Source organism: Marinobacter sp. E2 (assembly GCF_055755345.1).
Genome location: NZ_CM146911.1, coordinates 3,388,691 through 3,408,598, shown reverse-complemented (window position 1 = coordinate 3,408,598; position 19,908 = coordinate 3,388,691). Strand labels below are relative to the sequence as shown.

Sequence of the window (19,908 nt, the reverse complement as noted above, 5' to 3'; positions counted from 1 at the left end):
TACAAAAAGCCCGGCACACAGAGTTGTGGCCGGGCCCTGATCCACCAGTCTAGTGTGCCGGAGCGGCTTTGTCCTGACTCTCTCCGCCGTTGCCATACTCTTCAGCGGCAGTGCCGTGATGATCACGGCCGAGCAGAATGTAGAACGCCGGCAGCACGAAGATGGTGAACAGCGTGCCAATGCCCAGGCCGGCACTGATGGTCAGGCCGATGGCGAAACGGCTCTCGGCGCCCGGGCCGATGGCAATCAGCAGCGGCACCATCGCAAAGATAAGCGCCAGCGAGGTCATGATGATGGGCCGCAGCCGGATGGCGGCCGCTTCCACCACCGCGTCAAACTTGTTGAGCCCCCGCTCTTTCTGCAGCTGGTTGGCGAATTCCACGATAAGGATGCCGTTCTTCGACACCACCCCGATCAGGGTAATGAGCCCCACCTGTGTGTAGATGTTCATGGAGGCGAACCCGAGCACAATGAACGCCATGGCACCGGCCACCGACATGGGGACGGACACCAGGATGATGAACGGATCACGCCAGCTTTCGAACTGCGCCGCCAGCACCAGGTAGATCACCAGCAGCGACAGGAAGAAGGTCACCATCAGGGCGCTGCCCTGCGTGGCCAGCTGCCGGGTCTGTCCGGTGTAGTCGTAGCCGAAGCCCTGGGGCAGCACCTCGGCCGCGGTCTGCTCCATGAAGTCCATGGCGGTCCCCGCCGCCACCCCGGGCATGACAACGCCCTGGAGCGTCAGCGAGTTCTGCTGATTGAACTGGGTTCGGTTCGATGGTTCCACGTCCCGGGTGAAACTGACCACGCTGCCCAGGGGCACCAGTTCGCCGTTATCGGCCCGGATGTAGTAATCGTTCAGCGCCTGAGCGTCCAGCCGGAACTGCTGGTCCACCTGTGGGATCACCTGGTACGAGCGGCCCTCCATGCTGAAGCGGTTGATGTAGCCGCCGCCGAGCATGCTCGACAGACTCTGGCCGACGTCCTGCATTGAAAGACCCAGGTCCGCAACCCGGTCCCGGTCGACATTGATGCGGGTAATGGGCCGGTCGAAGTTGATGGACTTCTGCAGGAACATAAAGTTACCGCTGGCCATGGCCTTGCCGAGCATTTCATCGGCCACCTGGTTCAGCTGCTCGTAGCTGCTGCCCGTGGTGATCACGAACTGGAACGGCAGGCCGCCGCCCGAGCCCGGCAGAGACGGACGGGGGAATACGGCGGTCTGCAGGCCGGTCACCTTCTTGAGTTCGGCATCGAGTAGCGGCTGGGCCTCAAACTGGCTGATCTCACGCTGGCTCCAGGGCGCCATCTTGAAACCGCCAAATACCGCATTGGGGCCGGTAATGCCGATGATCTGGAAATCCTCGTTGTAGCCCGGGACGGTTTCCATGCGCTCCTGGATCTCGTTGCCGTGCTCAAGCAGGTAATCCAGGGTAGAGGTCTGTGGCCCGAGGCCCTGGTAGAACAGGATGCCCTGGTCTTCGGTCGGCGCCAGTTCGTTCTGGCTCATGGTCACCATGAAGTAGATGGAGCCCAGAACCACCACGGCAAAGAAGATAACCACTGACTTGGTCTGCATCAGTGAGCTGAGCGCCCGCTTGTAGCTCGCTGCCAGGCCGTTGAAGGTTTTCTCCACCAGGCTCTCGAAGCGCCCCGGGTTGCCGTGGGGCTTGAGCACCTTGCCCGAGAGCATCGGTGAGAGGGTCAGTGCCGCGATCCCGGAAATCACCACGGTGCCGGCAAGGGTGAAGGCAAATTCGGTGAACAGGGAGCCAACCAGCCCACCCATGAAGCCGATGGGTGCGTACACTGCCACGAGGGTAGTGGTCATGGCGATGATCGGCACCGCCATTTCCCGGGCGCCGTGAATGGCTGCCTCGAAGCGGGATTCGCCCTGCTCGATGTGGCGATGAACGTTTTCCACCATGATGATGGCGTCGTCCACCACCAGGCCGATGGCAAGCACCATGGACAGCAGGGTCAGCAGGTTCAGGGAAAACCCGAACATCAGCATGATAAAGGCGCCGCCAACCAGTGACAGCGGCACCGCCACAGAAGGTACCACCGAGGCTCGAATGGACCCGAGGCACAGGAACACAACCACCAGAACGATCACCAGGGCCTCTAGCAGGGTCTTGATGACCTCGTTGATGGAGTCCTCGATGAAGTCGGACGCATCGTAGGCCAGGCGAACTTTCAGGCCGTCCGGCAGCTGGCTCTCAATGTCGGGAAGCTGGTCCTTCACCAGGCCAGCCACGGTCAGCGGGTTGGCTCCCGGGGCAAGCTCGATGGCCACGTAGGTGGCAGGCTGGCCCTTGTACAGCGCCAGCTGGTTGTAGGTTTCGGAGCCGAGCTCCACGCGGGCAATGTCCTGCAGGCGAATCTGGGTACCGTTGGCCTGTTTCACCACCAGGTTCCGGAACGCGTCCGGGTCGGCCACGTCAGTGTCGCTGGTCATGCTGATTTCGGTGTAGGTGCCTTTGGTGTTACCCACGGCCGCTTGATAGTTGTTGGCACGAAGCCGTGCCACCACTTCCTGCGGGGTCATGTCCACCGCCGCCAGGCGTTCCGGGTCCAGCCATACCCGCAGGGCAAACTTCCGGCCCAGCAGTTCCGCCTTGCCGACGCCGGACAGCGCCTGCAGACGGGGCTGCACCACTCGGGTCAGGTAATCGGTAATCTGGGGAACGGCCAGCTCTTCACTGTAGAACGCGATGTACATCAGCGCCGTGGAGTCGCCGGTGGTGGAGGTGATGACCGGATCCTGGGCCTCCGCCGGCAGCACGTTGCGCTGGCTGGCCACCTTGGCCTGAATCTCTGCCAGCGCCGCATTGGCGTCGTAGTTCAGGATCATCTTCGCTTCGATGGTCGAAGTGCCCTGGGAACTGGTGGACGTGAGGTAATCAATGCCGCTGGCCTCGGCAATGGCCTGCTGCAGCGGCGTGGTGATGAACCCCTTGATCAGGTCCGAGCTGGCACCGGGGTAGGCAGTGGTGACCGTCACCGTGGTGCTTTCAAGCTCCGGGTACTGCCGTATCTCCATTTCCATGGCGGCCCTGGCGCCAAGGAGCAGGATCAGCAGGCTGACCACCGTGGCCAGTACCGGCCGGTGGATGAAGATATCGGTGAAGCGCATTACTCAGACGCCTCCTGCTTGCTGTCCTGCGACTCGCTGCTCTCCTGGATGGTGACCTTCTGGCCGGCACGCAGACGCAGGAGGCCCTTGGAAACCACGGTTTCGCCGGCTTCCAGCCCGGACAGGATGGCCACGCGGGTGTTGCGGGTCTCGCCGGTAGTAACCGTGCGCCGCTGAACCACCAGTTCGCCGTTGTCGTTTTCCGCGACCACAAACACGAAATCGCCGTAGGTGTTGTAGGAGATGGCGGTGCGCGGCACAGTTACCACCTCATTATCTTTTGGCTGCTGGGTCAGCACCGTGGCAAACATACCCGGGCGCAGCAGATTGGCCGGGTTCTTGAGGGTTGCCCGGATGCGAACGGTACGGGTTTCCGGATTGACCGAGGTATTGATGGCGCTGACGGTGCCCTTGAACTGCTGCTCAGGCACGGCTGCGACCGTTGCGATCACCGGATACCCGGTGTCGATGTCCGGCAGATTCTTTTCCGACAGGGTGTAATCCACGTAAATCGGATCAAGCATGTTGATCTCGACAATCGGGGTGCCGGTGGCAATGTATTCGCCCTGATCCACCATACGGATACCGAGGGTGCCGTCGAAGGGAGCCCGGATGATCTTCTTGCTGAGCTGGGCTTCGGCTTCGTTGACCCGCGCGCGGGCAGCGTCGAAGTTGGCTTTGGCTTCGTCGTACTGGGACTGGGAAACGGCGCGTTTGGGCAGCAGGTCAGATACACGCTTGAATTCCTGTTCCGCCAGTTGCGCTTCGGCCCGTCGCGTGCGCAGCGCGGCTTCGTCGATGGCCGAATCGATCCGGATGAGTACGTCACCCTGCTTGACCACGTCACCGGACTCGAAATTGATGGTTTCAATCACGCCGGGCACTTCGTTGGCCACCTCGATGCCGTTGATCGCTTCCACACTGCCAACGGCCTTGATGGCAGGTGTCCAGCTCTCGGTGCGGGCTTCGGTGGCGGAGATCTGGGCGGGCGGCTGGGGCTGGGACATCTGCTCCTGCATCTGGCCGAACTGGTAGAACTTGTAGCCGAAGATGCCCCCAAGCACCACGCCAAGAAAGATAATGACAATCACAAAGCGGGAAGCAGTACGCATAGGTCGGATCCTGGAAATCTCTGTCCAGTCTGGGCGCTGCAACAGTGTCGGGCTTCAGGGGAGGCGGGTGATCTGCGTTCCCTTGCCGATCCATTACACGACAGACTGATTGAATACGGGAATCATTCACGTGTGACGAAACATAGCATCCTACAAAAATACGATTGCTATTGTCACCGGGTTGTAGGTATTTCTATCTAGTCTGGCCTGCCGATCTTGCCGTATTGCAAGGGGCTTTGGCCAGTACCGTTTTTCCACCGGGGTGCTGGTAATCTAATGGTTGTCGGTGACAGAATTACGACGGCATTCAGAGTAGGGATCAACCATGCAGTGGATTCTGGGAATCGCATTGGCCGCGGCGGTGTTTGTGATTCTTAAGCAGTGGGGCGCCTTGACGGCAGAAAAGAAGAAGGCGGCCATCTGGAAAATTGTCCTGGTGGTGGGCGGTGCACTGCTGGTCTTCATGGTGCTCACCGGCCGGGTTCACGTGCTGACAGCGGCCGTGGCAGCGGTCATTCCACTGTTGCGAAAGTTGCCGGCTCTCTTGAAGTACGCGCCTGCCATCAGCCGCCTTTTTGGCGTCGGGGACAGCGAGGGCGCCCGGGCAGAAGATCCCTTTGGCCGAAGGCAAGACTCCGGGGTTCCGGCAACCGACCGTATGTCGGTGCGAGAAGCCTGCGACATCCTGGGCGTAGACGAGGATTGTCCGGAGCAGGATATTGTCATGGCGCACCGGCGGTTAATGCAGAAACTCCATCCCGATCGCGGCGGCAACGATTACCTGGCGGCCAAGCTCAACGAGGCCAAGCAGGTGCTGCTGGCCCGGCGCAAAACCTGATCTCAGGGTAGGAGCTCCACTCTCACTTCAAAGCTGCGGTTGTCTGAGCGGCTGCTGTTCACCTGGTAGGTGATGCCGCTTCGTTGCTGAGATCTGCGGGTACTGGTGCTGCCGAGGCTGACCCATTGGCCCGGTTCCACCCTGCGAACGGTCACCAGTGCCTCGGTTTCATAGCCCTCGATCGATGCCGGGTCCTCCTCGAATGACACGATGCTCAGCTCCACCGCCTGGTCGGAAATGACCTGGGGGCTTACCAGGAAGCCGCTGCGTGTTTCCACCTGTTGCAGAAATGCCGCTGGATTTCTTCCGCCCTGAATGGCCACAGGCAGGGTGCGGATCTGGCCAGAGGTGATGTGGGCAGACTGGCCGTCCTGCATCACCAGGCTCCGCTCCTGGTTCTGTCCGGTAGTAGTCACCCGGCGTTCAGCGCCGATGCCAACCTGGTCGTTGGTCACCGATACGCCCGCGCCCGAGCGCTTGCCGCCGCTGTCGGTGCGGGAGCGAACAGTGATCCGCAGCTGCACCGGCGCCACGTCCAGGGTCTCCACCAGAGTGCCAATCTCGTCCAGCAGGTCCGGCTGACCGCGCACGATCAACTGCTGCCCCCGGGCAATAACGGTGACGGGCGATCCCTGGTAGAGGTCCTCAACCTGCCTGGCGACCTCCTCGCCAGCCCGGTTATTCAACTCGTAGGTCCGCGTTTCCGCCCGGGCCGTGGCCGGCCCGGTGGCCAGGAAGAGAGCCCAAACCAGAACCAGCAGTGAGATGAAACGTTGCGGTGAAACCATCAGTGTCTGCTCCCGATCTTGAGGGAAGAGGAAAAAAATCTCCGGCGCACGGGTTGCCAAGGGGAAAACCGGGGGTATATATTGAAAAGCATGAAGATCACACACGCGACCTGTCAATTGAATGTTTCGCAAGCTTTCGGCGCCAAGCCGGTGGCTGCGGTCGCTGCTGTGTTTTTCTGGTGGTTTGGTTATGGCTTTTATTTTAGCCAGAGCCAGGGCCGCCCATAGGATCTTCATCGAACGAACAACGAGGAAGGCAGCCCGGCAGAAAACCCAGGCTGCCACCGGACTCAGAAAGCCCCGACTGGTAGCCCAGCCGGGGCTTTTTTGATTCTGACCCAGGGAAACGGAAACACTGACATGAACATGCCGTTGAAAACCGAACTGACCCAGCAGGACAGCCAGGGCACGCCAGCCCACCGGGTTGAGACCAGACTGCCTACCCCGGCCGAACTCCGGCGGCAGATGCCGACGACCGATGCGCTGGCCGCCCAGGTGGCCGAACACCGGCAGGCTATCCGGGCTATCCTGCGGGGGGACGATCCGAGACTCCTGATTGTGATGGGCCCCTGCTCCATTCACGACGAAGTGGCGGCGCTGGAATACGCCGAGAAACTCAAAGTCCTGGCGGATACGGTGAGCGACCGGTTCCTGATTGTCATGCGGGCCTACCTGGAGAAGCCGCGCACCACCGTGGGTTGGAAAGGTCTGCTTTACGATCCGGAGCGTACCGGCGAGGGCAATCTGGGGGAGGGTTTGCTGCGATCACGACGCCTGCTGCTCAATCTCGCGGGCATGGGATTGCCACTGGCCACCGAGGCGCTCAGTCCGTTCGCCATGGATTATCTCGGTGATCTGATCAGCTGGACCGCCATTGGCGCCAGGACCACCGAATCCCAGGTGCACCGGGAGATGGTCAGCGGCCTGCCCATGCCGACCGGCTTCAAGAACGGTACCGACGGCGGCATTGCCGTGGCCACCAACGCCATGAAGTCGGCAGCGCATCCACATCACCACATGGGCGTTTCAGCCACCGGAGCACCGGTGATGATCACCACCCGCGGCAACCCCGACACCCATCTGGTGCTCAGGGGTGGGCGTGGCATTACCAACTACGACGCCGGGAGCATTGAGCAGGCGGTGGCTTCGCTTCGCAAGGCCTGCCTGTCTACCGCGGTGATGGTCGATTGCAGCCACGATAACGCCCGCAAGCAGGCGGAACGCCAGCTCGACATCGCCCGGGACGTGATGGCCCAGCGCCTTGCCGGCAACCATCACATCCGGGGGCTGATGCTGGAAAGTTTCCTGGAGCCGGGGCGCCAGGACGACGGCGAAGAGCTGCGTTACGGCTGCTCGATCACCGACCCATGCCTGGGGTGGGCCCAGACGGAGGCTCTGATCCGCTCACTGTAGAGAACAGGAGCTGGCCGGCAAGCAACAACAGCACGCCGCCCATCAACCGGTCGAGCCAGTGCCCGAACCGGTTAAAGCCCCGTCGGACCCGGGGCAGGGTGAAGAATACCGCCACCATGGCAAACCACAGTCCGGTCGCCAGCGCCATGTACAGGCCATAGCCCGCCTGCAGCGCAACCGGCGTGCCCGGGCTGATGACCACCGAGAACAGCGACACGAAGAACAGGGTCGCCTTGGGGTTCAGAGTGTTGGTCAGAAACCCCAGGCGCAGCGCCGCTGCACCGGATTGCCGGGTATCCGATTGCTGGCCAACGTGGATGCCCCCGGCCCGGGCTCTCAGGCACTGGACCGCTATCCAGGCCAGGTACAGGGCGCCCAGCACTTTCAGAATGCTGAACAACAGGATCGACTGCTGTATCAGCAGACCAATGCCCAGCAGCGAGTAGGTTACGTGCACCAGAATACCGGCGCCGATACCCACGGCACAGAGAAGGGCATTTCGACGGCTCTGGAACAGGGCCTGGCGCAGCATAACCGCAAAATCGGGCCCGGGGCTTGCCACGGCCAGCAGGTGCACCAGGGCAACCGTCAGAAATTCCGGCCAGTAAGTCTGCATGGTCTGTGTCTCCCCTCCCGCGCGTATCTGACTGGGTACCAATGATCGAAGCCTGACAGCATAGTGTGAAGCCGCGGGTTTTTCACGCGACGCGTGCACCTTGCCTGTGCTTCTATACTGAGGACACACCCGATCAAACCTTTCCTCCGTTCCCGGCTGTCGGGAGCGTCTGGCAGGAGGCAGTTCATGGATAAACGACAGGTTGATGTTGCCATCATCGGCGCCGGTACCGCGGGCATGGTGGCTTACCAGAGGGTACGGAAAGTCACCGACAAGGTGGTCCTGATCGAGTCCGACCAGTACGGCACCACCTGTGCCCGCGTGGGCTGCATGCCCAGCAAGCTGCTGATTGCAGCGGCGGAGAACGCCCACCAGGCCCGGATGGGTGAGCTGTTTGGCGTGTTCGCCCGGGAGGTTGCGATTGATGGCAAGCGGGTGATGGAGCGGGTTCGTTCCGAGCGCGACCGTTTCGTTGACGGCGTCATCCGGTCGGTTGAGAAATTTCCCCGGCAGCACCGGTTGATGGGGCATGCCCGGTTTGTCGGTCCTGATCTGCTGAAGGTGGGAGAAGACACCGAAGTGCAGGCCGACAGGATCATCATTGCCACCGGCTCCCGTCCCAATGTTCCCGGCTTCCTGAAAGACGCCAAGGATCGACTGGTGGTGAATGATGACATTTTCGAATGGCAGGATCTTCCCGGCTCTGTGGCAGTGTTCGGTCCTGGCGTTATTGGCCTTGAGCTCGGCCAGGCCCTCAGTCGGCTGGGTGTGCGCGTGCGCATGTTTGGCGTTGGCGGGAGTGTCGGCCCGATCCAGGACGACAGTCTCCGGGAATACGCGCTTGAAACGTTCAATGAAGAATTCCCCCTGGACCCGGATGCCGACGTCCGGTCGGTGGAGCGGGTAGAAGACGGCGTGGCCGTCACGTATATCGATAAAGACGCAGGCGAGACCCGGGAGGTGTTCGATTATGTGCTGGCGGCCACCGGGCGTCGTCCCAATGTCGACGGCCTGGATATCCAGAACGCCGAGCTCGAGCTGGATGACCGCGGCACGCCGGTCTACGATCCCCACACCCTGCGTTGTGGTCAGAGCCCGGTCTTCATCGCCGGCGACGCCAATAACCGCTTGCCACTGTTGCACGAGGCTGCCGACGAGGGACGGATTGCCGGCGACAACGCCGCAGCCTACCCGGAGGTGCGCGCAGGCCTGCGTCGGACACCCCTGGCGGTGGTCTTTACCGACCCGCAGATCGCGACGGTGGGGCTAACGATCAATCAGGTGAACGAACGCTGCCAGGGCTGCTTTGCGGTCGGCGAGGTGTCCTTTGAAGACCAGGGGCGGAGCCGGGTGATCGGCAAAAACCGGGGCTTGCTGAGGGTCTACGGAGAGCACGGCAGCGGCCTGTTCATGGGCGCCGAAATGTTCGGGCCGGCGGCCGAACACATTGGCCACCTGCTGGCCTGGTCGGCGCAGCGCCGGCTGACGGTGAGCGAGATGCTGGAGATGCCGTTCTACCATCCGGTCATCGAGGAGGGGCTGCGTTCTGCGCTCAAGGACCTGAACCGTAATCTCAGCATTGGCCCGGCCCCGGAGGAGGGCTGTACCGACTGCGGGCCGGGAGTCTGACACTGGCCAGTTGCCAGCTCAGCACGCCTGTGAAGACGGGTGTGGGGCGGGCGTCTTTCTGTCCAGTAATCCGCGCTGGCGCCTGGCCCAGATCTTCTCATGGAAGAAGTAGGCCACGGTGTTGATGGCCGGTTCCACCATGGCAATCAGACTGCCGATGATCAGGTCGCCGGTCAGCAGATACGCGACGGTGAACGCCACAGTGAAGTGGGTCAGGGCAAAGGTGACGGTCTTAATCAGCGACTGGTCGCCCCTGACACCGTGATGATGAACAAATAACTTCAACGCGCTCATGACCTGCTCCATTAACTAACTCCGAGAGGTTATTGAACAGGCTTGGGTGCTCATTGTTAAATAAATTGATTTCAGAAAAATGATAGGGAAGGGCTATATATTCCTCCCCGTCATTTCAGACAGCAGCTGACAGTGGCGGCACCTCCCGGTGCAGGAACCATTTTTCGGTGACTACCTTGCGGGTGAACCAGTGCGACCGCATAAGGGTGCTGGCCAGGGGCATCTTGACCCAGTCCGGCACCTGCCAGCCCTGGTCCGCGTCAGCGGCCCGGGTGCCGAATCGCTCGGCAATGGCATCGCCGTAAACCTGCAGTGACGAGGCCGAGTAATCGGCCGCGTTTCTGATGACGTCTGCCGCCATCAGGGCGGATTCGACGGCAGGTCGGATACCCTCGCCGCTCTGGGTATAGGCCAGGCCGGCCGCGTCACCGATCAGCATCACGCCGTCGTCAACCAGGGGCCTCTCGGCATGGGCATAGAGCAGGTATGCGTGACCTTTGAATCGCCCGGGCAGGTCTGCGGGAATGCGCCCCGCTGATTTCATTTCCTCGACAAACGCCTCCAGGTGACCAGTGAGTTTGTGATTGTCCTCCCGGCCCAGACCGATGTTCAGATAGTTGCCCTTGCGGAAAACCCAGGCGTAGCCCTTCAGGTCTCGGCAGAACCAGAGCTCCGGCGTGTCGCCCCGGGCCTGGCAGCTGGCTGCCTGATCCGGGGTCATTTCGAACTCAACCTCTTTGGCGGCCACCACGGTTTCATGGCCGCCGGGGCCGTCTCCCAGCAGCCGCGCTACCGGGCAGAAGTGGCCTCCCGCCCCGACCACCAGTGGCGCTTCCCAGGTGTCGTTGATCACCCAGTTACCGCCCCTGCGGACGATGGACTTGACGGGGGTGGCCAGCTGTTTCGGGCCCGCGACCCGCGCCAACAGGTAGTCATCGAACTCGCAGCGACGAATGCCGTAACTCACCACCTCGCCATGGTCGTTTTCCACGGCGGACTGACCCATCATGCCGATTCGGAACCGGCGAATGGGCTGAAGCGTCCGGCCGGTTCCGTAGTCTTTCTGATCAATACCGAGCGTTTCCATAACCGCGGGCGTCACCCAGCCCGCACAGGTCTTGTCCCGGGGGAAGTCCTGTTTGTCGATGATCAGTGCTTTCTTACCCGTGTCTTCCAGGGCTCTGGCCAGGGTGGAACCGGCGGGGCCGGCGCCAACGATGATCAGGTCGTAATAATCCATCAGGCCTCCTCGGGTGCGGCTGGAAAGGCATAGAGATCCTGGCGGCTCTGGGGCAGCCGGTTGTTGTCGCCGTGGGTAAATACCACCTGGAACAGCTGGAGCGATCCGGCCCGGAAGGCGGCGATGGAGCCGGCGAGATACATGCGCCAGGCACGGGTAAAGTGCTCGTCGTACATGGCGCTGACCTCGTCCTCCCGTGCTGTGAACCGTTCCATCCAATCGCTCAGGGTCTGGGCGTAGTGCAGGCGCAGGTTCTCCACATCGAGCACCGAGAAGTCGCTGTGCTCGCAGATTTCCATGAACTCGCCGATGCTCGGAGGGTAGGCGCCCGGGAAAATCCGTTTCTCGATCCAAGCGTTCATCAGCATCGGTCGGTTACGGCCGATGCTGTGCAGCAGGGCAATGCCGTCCGGTTTCAGGCTGCGCTTGATCAGCTCGGAAAGGGCCGGGTAGTTCTCCTTGCCCACATGCTCCAGCATGCCGATGGAAACAAAGGCGTCGTACTGGCCATCGATGTTGCGGTAATCGTCCTCAACGTACTCCACCAGATGGTCCAGCTCCTGCTTCCGGGCTTCTTCCCGGGCGTAGGCCAGCTGTTCCCGGGAAATGTTGTAGGCGTGCACCTTCACCCCGTAGTTGCGGGCCATGTAGCGGGCCAGTCCGCCCCAGCCACAACCGGCTTCCACAACGGTCATCCCGGGCTTGAGCCGGAGTTTTCGGCAGACATGCTCGAGTTTCGCCAGCTGCGCCTGTTCCAGGGTCAGATCGGCGGATTCGTAATAGGCGCAGGTGTATTGCATTTCCGACGTGTCGAGCCAGAGGCGATAGAACTCGTTGCCGAGGTCGTAATGGTGGTGAATGTTTTCCTTGGCCTCCGAGATGCCGGTTGAGCGCGGGTTGTGGTTGCGCCACAGCGCCTCAAGCCACTTCGGCCACTTCTGACGGGCCTGATGCACAGACCGGTACAGACATTCCATCAGCTCCGGCAGGTCACCTTCCACCTCCAGACGGCCGGCACTGTACAGATCGCCGAAAGCCAGGTTGGGGTTGGTAACCAGCGCGTACAGGGCCTTGGGATCGGTCAGCTTCAATGTGAACTGCGACTGCTGTCCTTCCGGCTCGATCACGTCGCCGTTCCAGAGCCGGAACCGTAGCGGCGGCGAGCCCGCCATGCGCATCAGCTTGGCAATCAGCCAGCGTTCGTAGGTGTGCGGTGACCGGTCAACGTGGGTGTCTTCCAGTGGCAGGGTCAGCACATGGGACTTGCCCGTCTGCTCGCTGTCCCGGGGTTTCTGGGCAGTACTCTGGTTCATGGACTCCGCTCTCCCTTGATAACCTTGCTTGCAGGCTTGTCAACATCACTGTTTTTGCACGATGTTCGCGTACCAGGGCTTCCCGACTACCATTCTGAGAATCGCCAGTTGTGTGTTCAGTATAGAAAACAGTGGCGTTTTGTCAGGTCAGGTGGAAAACGCGGGTTCAGAGAACGAACTGAGGGAGAGTTTGGCCGGATAAAAAAATACCGGGCCAGGGGCCCGGTATTTTCTGGGTTGCTGTTGCTTGTCAGTAGGATGAACTCATCCCGAACCACTCGGGGAAGATCACGATGAGGGCCAGCACCAGCATCTGCAACAGGATGAACGGTAACACCCCTCGATAGATGTCGGTTGTTCGCACCTCCGGTGGTGCCACTCCCTTCAGGTAGAAGAGCGAGAACCCGAACGGCGGCGTCAGGAAGCTGGTTTGCAGGTTCATCGCGATCAGGATGGCAAACCAGAGCATGTTGATGCCCAGGGCCTCGGCCACCGGCGCCAGAATCGGCACGATGATGAACGAGATTTCCACGAAATCGATGAAGAAGCCCAGCACCAGAATGACCAACATGGCCAGAATGATGAAGCCCCACTTCTCGCCCGGAAGCTGCAGCAGCCATTCCTCCAGCAGGTAGTCGCCGCCGGTGTAGCTGAACACCATGGAGAAGGCCGTAGCACCGATCAGGATGGCAAAAACCATGGCGGTGACTTTCACCGTGTCTTTGGAGGCATCCCACACCATTTTGAAGGAGAACTGGCGATAGATGATGGCCAGAACCACGGCGCCAACGCCGCCCAGGGCCGACGACTCGGTGGGTGTCGCAATACCGGTGAAGATGGAACCCAGTACCACCACGATGAGTGCCAACGGCGGAATAATGGCCAGCAGCGCGTCGAGGATTTCCTTCTTGCGGGACACGCTGTGGTCTTCCGGCATGACCGGCGCCGTTTCAGGCCGGAACCGGGTCAGTACCAGAATGTAGATGATGTACAGGCCGATCAGGACGACGCCCGGCCAGACCGCTGCCTTGAACAGGTCGCCCACGGGGAGGCCCAGTACGTCACCCAGGATGATCAGGATGATGGAGGGCGGGACAATCTGTCCGAGGGTGCCGGACGCACAGATGGTGCCTGTGGCCAGCCGCTTGTCGTATTTGTGTGCCAGCATCACCGGCAGGGAGATCAGGCCCATGGCAACCACACTGGCACCGACCACACCGGTGGAAGCTGCAAGCAGAGCGCCTACCAGGATGGTAGAGATGGCAAGACCGCCAGGCAAACCACCGAACAGGCGACCCATGGAGGTCAACAGCTGTTCTGCCAGCCGGGTCCGTTGAAGAACCACGCCCATGAAGATAAACAGGGGCACGGCCATCAGCACGGTGTTCTGCATCACGCTCATGATGCGGTAGGGCATGAAGGCAAACAGATCCATGCCTTCGGCGAAGATTCCGAAGAACAGCGCAACGCCCCCGAAGGTAAAGGCAACCGGGAACCCCAGCATGAGCATCAGCAGGGCCACCCCGAACATAATCATACCGATCATGACAGGCCTCCTGCGCTGTGTTCGCCTTCGTATTCCTTGTCGCCTGCCATGACCCGCAGGGCGTAGGTGATCATGTTAAGCCCGGCGATCGCGATGAAAACCGCGGTGACCGGAATCACCGATTTAATGATCCAGCGGTGCGGGAGGCCGCCCGGATCGCCGCTACCCTCGCCCATGTTGTAGGAGTCGAGGGCAAAATCGTAACCATAGATACCGATCAGGTAGGCGAACGGTATGACAAAGATCAGGGCACCGACCAGGTTGACCCATGCCTTGGCCTTGTTGCTCCATTTTGTGTAGAAGACGTCGACCCGCACGTGACCATCCGTGCGCAGCGCATAGGGAATGCCCAGCAGGAACACCACCGAATAGAGGTGCCACTCCATTTCCTGCATGCCGATTGAAACATTGTTGAACGCGTAGCGGGCCACCACGTCGTAAAAGACGTTGGCTGCCATCAGAATCATGGCAACACAGGCCACCCAGCCACAGAATGTGGACAGGCGCGCAAGCCCCTCATCCAGTTTGATAATCCACCGCATTGATGATCCTCCGCCAGCGAACTGGCGATTTTCGATTGCTCTAAACGACAAAACCGGGATCACTGCAAGAGCGATCCCGGCTCCGTTAAAGCCAATATCTTACTCGACTTCGGCCATGGTGTTGAGGTAGGCGCGCTCGGAAATGTTGGTGTAGGCGCGGCTCTTCTCCAGGTACTCCTGCTGGGACTTGATGATTTTTGCAGCCATCTCACTGCCTTTGGCAGCTTCGTCCAGCAGCTTGTTGTTGGCAGCGTACATGGCGTCGAACACGTCATCCGGGAACTGCTTGATCTGCACGTTCGGATACTCTTCCTTGATGTTGGCCCAGGCGTCGGCGTTGGCGTGCTGGGAGTGAACCAGCATGTCGTAGGACGCGGTCCGCATGGCCACACGCATGATTTCCTGCAGATCTGCCGGCAGCTTTTCCCATACCCGCTTGTTCACCAGGAACTGCAGCTCGGTGGCCGGCTCGTGCCAACCGGTGTAGTAGTAGTCAGCAATCTGCTGGAAGCCAAGACGCAGGTCCAGCGCCGGACCAACCCACTCGACCGCATCGATGGTGTTGCGCTCGAGGGCCGTGTAGAGCTCGCCCGGGGCGATGTTGGTCGGGCTTACGCCCACTTCGGCGAATACCTCACCCGCAAAGCCGGGGATGCGCATCTTGAGGCCCTGCAGGTCCTCCAGGGACTTGATTTCCTTGCGGAACCAGCCGCCCATCTGGACACCGGTGTTACCGCCGGGGAAGGACAGCATGTTGTGGGGCTCGTAGACCTCCTGCATCAGCTCCATGCCGCCGCCGTGGTAGAACCAGGCGTACTGTTCCATGGCATTCATGCCAAAGGGCATGCTGGTGAAGAACAGGGTTTCGGGAACCTTGCCTTTCCAGTAGTAGGACGCGGAGTGGCCCATGTCGTACTGGCCGGCCTTGACCATGTCAAACACGCCCAGGGGGGCCTTGTGTTTGTTGGCGGAATCGATACGGACTTTCAGGCGTCCGTCGGACATTTTTTCAACGTTTTCGGCGAAGCGCTTGGTGGTGTCACCGAAAATCGGGAAGTTTGGTCCCCAGGTTTCCGCCAGGCGGAGGGTGAAAGTCTCTTGGGCGAGCGCCTGTGTGGAGGCAAAGGTAGTTGCCACAGCCAGCACAGCCGCGGAAAGAACAGAACGGATCTTCATTGCTCTTCTATCCTCTTATCGTTTTTGTGGGTCGAGCGTCCCCCCCTTGTCAAGGGACTGAACTACTCTGAATGCTAGTTCATGTTAGCAATTATCGTTAACAAACTAAATCAAAAACCGCTGGTTGTACGACCTTGGTCTTACGCGGGATCAGAGATCTTCCATCCGGCCGATCTGACTCGAAAGTCGCATGGCCTCGTGTTCTTCCATGGACAGGAGGTCTTCCAGCAGGGCCTTGGCCTCGGAAATCTCGGCCTTGCCGATCAGGGAGTCGTAGAGGTCCATGACCTGATCATGGAACTGGAACACCTCGGCGGCGATGTCCCGGAAGGACATGGAGGCGTAATGGGTGTAGGAGTCGGCGCTGGGGCCAATCGGCTTGTGGTTCAGGTAGTCGTACAGGCGGGTGTCCATGGCCTTGCGGTCTGCCTGTTTCTCGAATTCGCCGACGGCCTTCTCCAGCAATGCCTCGTGGCCGGCGAGGTAGTCGAGCAATGCGCTGGCCCTCTCGTCGTTGTTGAGCTTGGCGGACTCGTGCAGGCATCTGGCGAGGTGGGCATGCAGCTGCCGCGTCCAGTCAATCAGGTCTTCAAAGGTTTTTATCTCCATCGCGCGCCTCCTTGAAGGGATCTGGCCATGCGGGACATGGATCGGTTTTCTGGTTGGCAATACTCACCAGTCTAGTCAAAATTGATGGTTATGGGTTGGTGAACCTCCAGCCCAGGAAACCGGAGGGGCGTGGCATCATGACAACGACACTGGGCATCATCGAAGGATTCTATGGCCCCATGTGGACCTGGGAAGAGCGCCGGCATCTGGTGCGAACCCTGGCCCCGCACGGTTATGGCTTTTACCTGTATGCGCCCAAGGCGGATCTTTACCTGCGACGAAAGTGGCAACAGCCGCACCCGCCGGCGGTAGCCGCCGAGCTTGCGGATTTCGCCCGTTTCTGCCGCCAACAGGGCATGCGGTTTGGCGTCGGGTTGAGCCCGTTCGAGGTTTTTAACCGGTTTGACGACGAAGCCCGTACCGCACTCGCACACAAGCTCGCGCTGCTGGAACGAATGGACATTGATGAACTGGCCATTCTGTTCGATGACATGACCGCCGACACGCCGGACCTAGCCCGCAGCCAGGTCGACATTGTCGACTGGGTGCGCGAAAGCACCGGCATCGCCCGCTTGAGTGTCTGTCCCAGCTACTATTCCGACGACCCGGTGCTCGACCGGGTGTTCGGCGAGCGGCCCGCTGATTACCTGGAGACCCTGGGGCGCAAGCTGGATCACTCGGTGAATATTTTCTGGACCGGAGAGGAAGTGTGTTCCCGGGAGATCTCGCCGGGACACCTGAAACGGGTGGGCGACCTGCTGGGGCGCAAACCAGTGCTGTGGGACAACTACCCGGTGAACGACGGCGACCGGATGTCGCAGCATTTGCACCTGCGGGCCTTTACCGGCCGGGCGGCGGCGAATGCGGCGCATCTGGCCGGACACGGCATCAATCCCGCCTTGCAACCGACGCTGACCGCCATCCCCGCGATCACGCTGGCGGAATCCTACCGACTGGGGCCGGCCTACCAGTACGGCCAGGCCTTCCGCAACGTCTCGCGGGAAGTGCTCGGGCGGGATCTGGCGGCGCAGCTGCAGGCGGATCTTCTGGTGCTGCAGGACGCCGGCCTGGGGCGTATCAGCGACGAAAAAAGACAGAGTCTGCAGCACACCTACGACGCGTTCGACCACCCCGCTGCCAATGAGATTCTGCGCTGGCTTGCCGGCGAGTACCGGGTGACCGATGAAATGGTGGCAACGCAGTAAGGCCACTCTTCAGCGCGGGCAGTATTCTAACGCAGGTAGTATTCCACCGTTGACACCACCCGGACGGTTTTCACTGGCTGCTGCTCTTCCATCACGCCTGGCGCCTGGTCCCGGGCCAATATCTGGAACACCCCCTGGTTCGCGCGCCGCAGCCCGCCGAGTTCGGTATTGGCATCCCTGGCAAACTGCGCGGCGGCTTTCCGGGCCGAGGCTGTGGCTTCGGCGATCATGTCTGGCTTGATGTCGTTCAGGCCGTTGAACAGGTAGGTGGGGCCGGAAGGCCCGTAGTCAGACGACAGCACCACGCCCGAGTCCACCAGTTCACTGACGCCCTGGGCGGCCTGGCGGATTCTGTCGATATCGGTGCTGCGCACCATCAGCGTCTGGTTGATGATGAACTGCTGCCCGCCGTTTGAGTTCTGGTAAGGGTTGGCGCGGGTATCGGTGACGTCCAGGCGTTGCAGCTCCACCGCGTCCTGGCTGATTGCCTGCAGCTTGAGGAACGCCATGATGGCATCCCGGCTGCTTCGGGCCTTTTCCTGGGCCGCGTTCAGGGAATTGCCGGTAGCCACAAACCGGATAGGCCAGAGCGCGAGATCGGCGGTCACCTCCCGTTCCGCCACGCCCTTGACGGTGACATACCGGTCGCCGGTGCGCAGGTCGGTGAGGCCATCACCAATCAGCGCGGCGGCAATGATGGCGCTGATGCCCAGGATCAGTGCGGAGATCGCTTTCATGACGTGTCCCTGTGTGCTGTCGCAATCGGCCCGGGCAAGTGCCGGTGGTCGACTGCTATGCTGAAAACAGCCATCAAGATTAGCGTTTCGCCGCTGCGGCGAAAAGGGAGGAATCATGACAGACAGGACAGCTTCGGTGAGGGTGGAGTGCGTGCAGGGCAATATCGCCGCACAGCCGGATATGGATGCCATCGTCAATGCCGCCAACGGCGAGCTGATGCCGGGTAGCGGTGTGGCGGGCGCCATTCACGGCGCCGCCGGGTCGGAGCTCGCCGAGGAGTGTCGGCCCCTGGCTCCGATCCAGCCCGGTCAGGCGGTGATCACCGGGGCTCACAAGCTGCCAAACCGGCACGTCATCCACTGCCTGGGGCCTGTCTATGGGGTGGATGAGCCTTCGGACCGGCTGCTGGCAGAGTGTATCCACAATGCGCTCCGGTTGGCCGACCATCATGGCCTGGCCTCGATTGCGTTCCCGGCGATATCCACGGGCGTGTTCGGGTACCCGCGGGAACAGGCCGCGGAGGTAGTCATGGAGGCGGTGGCTGACACGCTCGACGAGCTGCGAACCGTCCGGACCATCCGCTTTGTGCTCTTCAGTGATGATGATCTCGCGGTGTTCGAGAGCGCGCGAAAGGACCAGTCCAGGCTGTCCGGTGATTGACTGAGTGTGTTCAGTCACATTCCGTGCGGGCGGAACGACTGAAGCGCTCGGTCATGGCCTTGCGTGCGCGCTCCGGGTCGCGGAATTCCTCCGGCAGGGGCTGGATCAGGTAGAGATAGTCGCCACGGGTAGGGTTCTCTGCCAGGGGTGGGGTATCGGCTTCCCCGGGCCAGACAACCGGGCTGATCACCGCAACGGAGATCGCCGGCGCCCGTTGCTTCAGCAAGGCGACCGTTCCCAGATCCTGCTCGCTGTGGAAGGTGCCGGTGATGTGCAGGATCTGGTGTTCCGGATACTGTGAGCGTGCCTGGAGAATGCGCTCGGCCATGGTGTTGTCCCGCAGCAGCTGGGCCTTGTAGGTATTGCTCATGCGCTCCTCCATCGTGCTGTCTGCCCGGTGGCTGGCGCCGATGGCGGCCATGAACTTCTCCCGGTAGGCGGGAATGTCGAGGAAGGGCTTGGCTGGCAGGGAGTGTCTGACTGGCTCAGGCAGATTGTCGAGATACTCTGTCCCCTGTCGGCCCACGCAGCGAACCACATGGGCCGGGGCGTTGGCAGCGATCACCGGCAGGTCATGCAGGCGCGCAAACTCCACCAGGGGCCGGTAGGCGCCGCGGTAGTTGTCCCAGGCCTCTGCGTCTTCCATCATTTCGGCTTCGCCGATGTCGCCGGTCAGGTATCGGTTCAGGGCATCCTGGTGGTCAAGGTCGAACTGCTCCATGGACAGGACCTGCCGCGGGTGCTGCCGGTACAGGGCTTGCTGGAGGCGTGATTGCAGGAGATGCGAGGCATGATGGCCGTGATATTCTCCGACAACCACCACGTCGGTACCGGCCAGTCGTTCGGCCAGTTCTTCGATACCAAGGGGCCTTGTGTCAGGCGGCGCCACGACTCGGGCATCGTATTGGGTCGTGGGCGCTGAGAGCGGTTCCGGGGCCGGAGCATCGGGCATGGCGGCGCATCCATTCATCAACAGGAAAGTGGAAACCAGCAGTGTCAGATTAACCAGAGTAACTTGATTCATAATAAGCCATACGCTTCCGCGGCCCG

Annotated in this window: 18 protein-coding genes; 5 read left to right on the top strand and 13 right to left on the bottom strand. The window is 61.1% G+C overall.

Features of this window, described 5'->3' with window-relative positions; genetic code table 11:
* Window positions 1–49: 49 nt before the first annotated feature.
* Entirely contained in the window at window positions 50–3,139 is a 3,090-nt protein-coding gene (locus tag AC0J1C_RS15580) for an efflux RND transporter permease subunit (protein ID WP_473044696.1), read from the bottom strand.
* Window positions 3,139–4,251 (bottom strand): efflux RND transporter periplasmic adaptor subunit, encoded by a 1,113-nt coding sequence (locus AC0J1C_RS15575; protein ID WP_473044694.1) that lies wholly within the window; start codon window positions 4,249–4,251, stop codon window positions 3,139–3,141. Before AC0J1C_RS15575 ends, AC0J1C_RS15580 begins: the two co-directional genes overlap by 1 nt.
* Window positions 4,252–4,576: 325 nt before the next feature.
* Between AC0J1C_RS15575 and AC0J1C_RS15570 the strand changes: the two genes are divergently transcribed.
* A complete protein-coding gene (locus AC0J1C_RS15570) occupies window positions 4,577–5,089 on the top strand; it encodes a DnaJ domain-containing protein (RefSeq protein WP_473044692.1) in 513 nt (170 codons plus the stop codon).
* A 2-nt stretch (window positions 5,090–5,091) separates the two neighbouring features.
* Here AC0J1C_RS15570 and AC0J1C_RS15565 read toward each other — a convergent pair whose 3' ends face one another.
* On the bottom strand, window positions 5,092–5,877 hold the full coding sequence (locus AC0J1C_RS15565; protein WP_473044691.1) for a secretin N-terminal domain-containing protein: 786 nt from the start codon (window positions 5,875–5,877) through the stop codon (window positions 5,092–5,094).
* 360 nt (window positions 5,878–6,237) lie between these two features.
* Between AC0J1C_RS15565 and AC0J1C_RS15560 the strand changes: the two genes are divergently transcribed.
* A complete protein-coding gene (locus AC0J1C_RS15560) occupies window positions 6,238–7,290 on the top strand; it encodes a 3-deoxy-7-phosphoheptulonate synthase (protein ID WP_473044689.1) in 1,053 nt (350 codons plus the stop codon).
* On the opposite strand, the gene AC0J1C_RS15555 is transcribed toward AC0J1C_RS15560, so the two are convergent.
* Window positions 7,235–7,906: a LysE family translocator gene (locus tag AC0J1C_RS15555; protein ID WP_473044688.1), complete on the bottom strand. Its 672-nt coding sequence runs from the start codon at window positions 7,904–7,906 to the stop codon at window positions 7,235–7,237. The genes AC0J1C_RS15560 and AC0J1C_RS15555 overlap by 56 nt on opposite strands.
* 186 nt (window positions 7,907–8,092) lie before the next feature.
* Between AC0J1C_RS15555 and AC0J1C_RS15550 the strand changes: the two genes are divergently transcribed.
* Complete coding sequence (locus tag AC0J1C_RS15550; protein ID WP_473044686.1) at window positions 8,093–9,535, top strand: dihydrolipoyl dehydrogenase; 1,443 nt, start codon at window positions 8,093–8,095, stop codon at window positions 9,533–9,535.
* An 18-nt stretch (window positions 9,536–9,553) separates the two neighbouring features.
* On the opposite strand, the gene AC0J1C_RS15545 is transcribed toward AC0J1C_RS15550, so the two are convergent.
* From AC0J1C_RS15545 to AC0J1C_RS15515, 7 genes are all read right to left on the bottom strand, one after another.
* Window positions 9,554–9,829, bottom strand: a complete 276-nt coding sequence (locus tag AC0J1C_RS15545; protein WP_375192720.1) for a DUF2061 domain-containing protein — start codon at window positions 9,827–9,829, stop codon at window positions 9,554–9,556.
* Window positions 9,830–9,944: 115 nt separating this feature from the next.
* Entirely contained in the window at window positions 9,945–11,069 is a 1,125-nt protein-coding gene (locus AC0J1C_RS15540) for an NAD(P)/FAD-dependent oxidoreductase (protein WP_473044685.1), read from the bottom strand.
* Entirely contained in the window at window positions 11,069–12,382 is a 1,314-nt protein-coding gene (locus AC0J1C_RS15535; RefSeq protein WP_473044684.1) for a class I SAM-dependent methyltransferase, read from the bottom strand. The genes AC0J1C_RS15540 and AC0J1C_RS15535 overlap by 1 nt, the downstream gene beginning before the upstream one ends.
* Before the next feature lie 250 nt (window positions 12,383–12,632).
* A complete protein-coding gene (locus AC0J1C_RS15530) occupies window positions 12,633–13,928 on the bottom strand; it encodes a TRAP transporter large permease (protein ID WP_473044683.1) in 1,296 nt (431 codons plus the stop codon).
* Entirely contained in the window at window positions 13,925–14,470 is a 546-nt protein-coding gene (locus AC0J1C_RS15525; RefSeq protein WP_473044682.1) for a TRAP transporter small permease subunit, read from the bottom strand. Before AC0J1C_RS15525 ends, AC0J1C_RS15530 begins: the two co-directional genes overlap by 4 nt.
* A 99-nt stretch (window positions 14,471–14,569) precedes the next feature.
* The gene (locus tag AC0J1C_RS15520; RefSeq protein ID WP_375192725.1) at window positions 14,570–15,646 is read right to left on the bottom strand and encodes a TRAP transporter substrate-binding protein; all 1,077 of its coding nucleotides are present in this window, start codon (window positions 15,644–15,646) and stop codon (window positions 14,570–14,572) included.
* Window positions 15,647–15,796: 150 nt separating this feature from the next.
* Window positions 15,797–16,255: an ATPase gene (locus AC0J1C_RS15515; protein WP_375183272.1), complete on the bottom strand. Its 459-nt coding sequence runs from the start codon at window positions 16,253–16,255 to the stop codon at window positions 15,797–15,799.
* 137 nt (window positions 16,256–16,392) lie between these two features.
* Between AC0J1C_RS15515 and AC0J1C_RS15510 the strand changes: the two genes are divergently transcribed.
* Complete coding sequence (locus AC0J1C_RS15510; RefSeq protein WP_473044681.1) at window positions 16,393–17,460, top strand: beta-N-acetylglucosaminidase domain-containing protein; 1,068 nt, start codon at window positions 16,393–16,395, stop codon at window positions 17,458–17,460.
* A 26-nt stretch (window positions 17,461–17,486) separates the two neighbouring features.
* On the opposite strand, the gene AC0J1C_RS15505 is transcribed toward AC0J1C_RS15510, so the two are convergent.
* Window positions 17,487–18,197 carry an SIMPL domain-containing protein gene (locus tag AC0J1C_RS15505; protein WP_473044680.1) on the bottom strand — a complete coding sequence of 237 codons (711 nt, stop codon included), beginning with the start codon at window positions 18,195–18,197 and terminating at the stop codon, window positions 17,487–17,489.
* A 115-nt stretch (window positions 18,198–18,312) separates the two neighbouring features.
* Between AC0J1C_RS15505 and AC0J1C_RS15500 the strand changes: the two genes are divergently transcribed.
* A complete protein-coding gene (locus AC0J1C_RS15500) occupies window positions 18,313–18,858 on the top strand; it encodes a macro domain-containing protein (RefSeq protein WP_473044679.1) in 546 nt (181 codons plus the stop codon).
* Between the two features lie 10 nt (window positions 18,859–18,868).
* On the opposite strand, the gene AC0J1C_RS15495 is transcribed toward AC0J1C_RS15500, so the two are convergent.
* Window positions 18,869–19,810, bottom strand: a complete 942-nt coding sequence (locus AC0J1C_RS15495) for a ChaN family lipoprotein (protein ID WP_473046569.1) — start codon at window positions 19,808–19,810, stop codon at window positions 18,869–18,871.
* Between the last annotated feature and the right edge of the window lie 98 nt (window positions 19,811–19,908).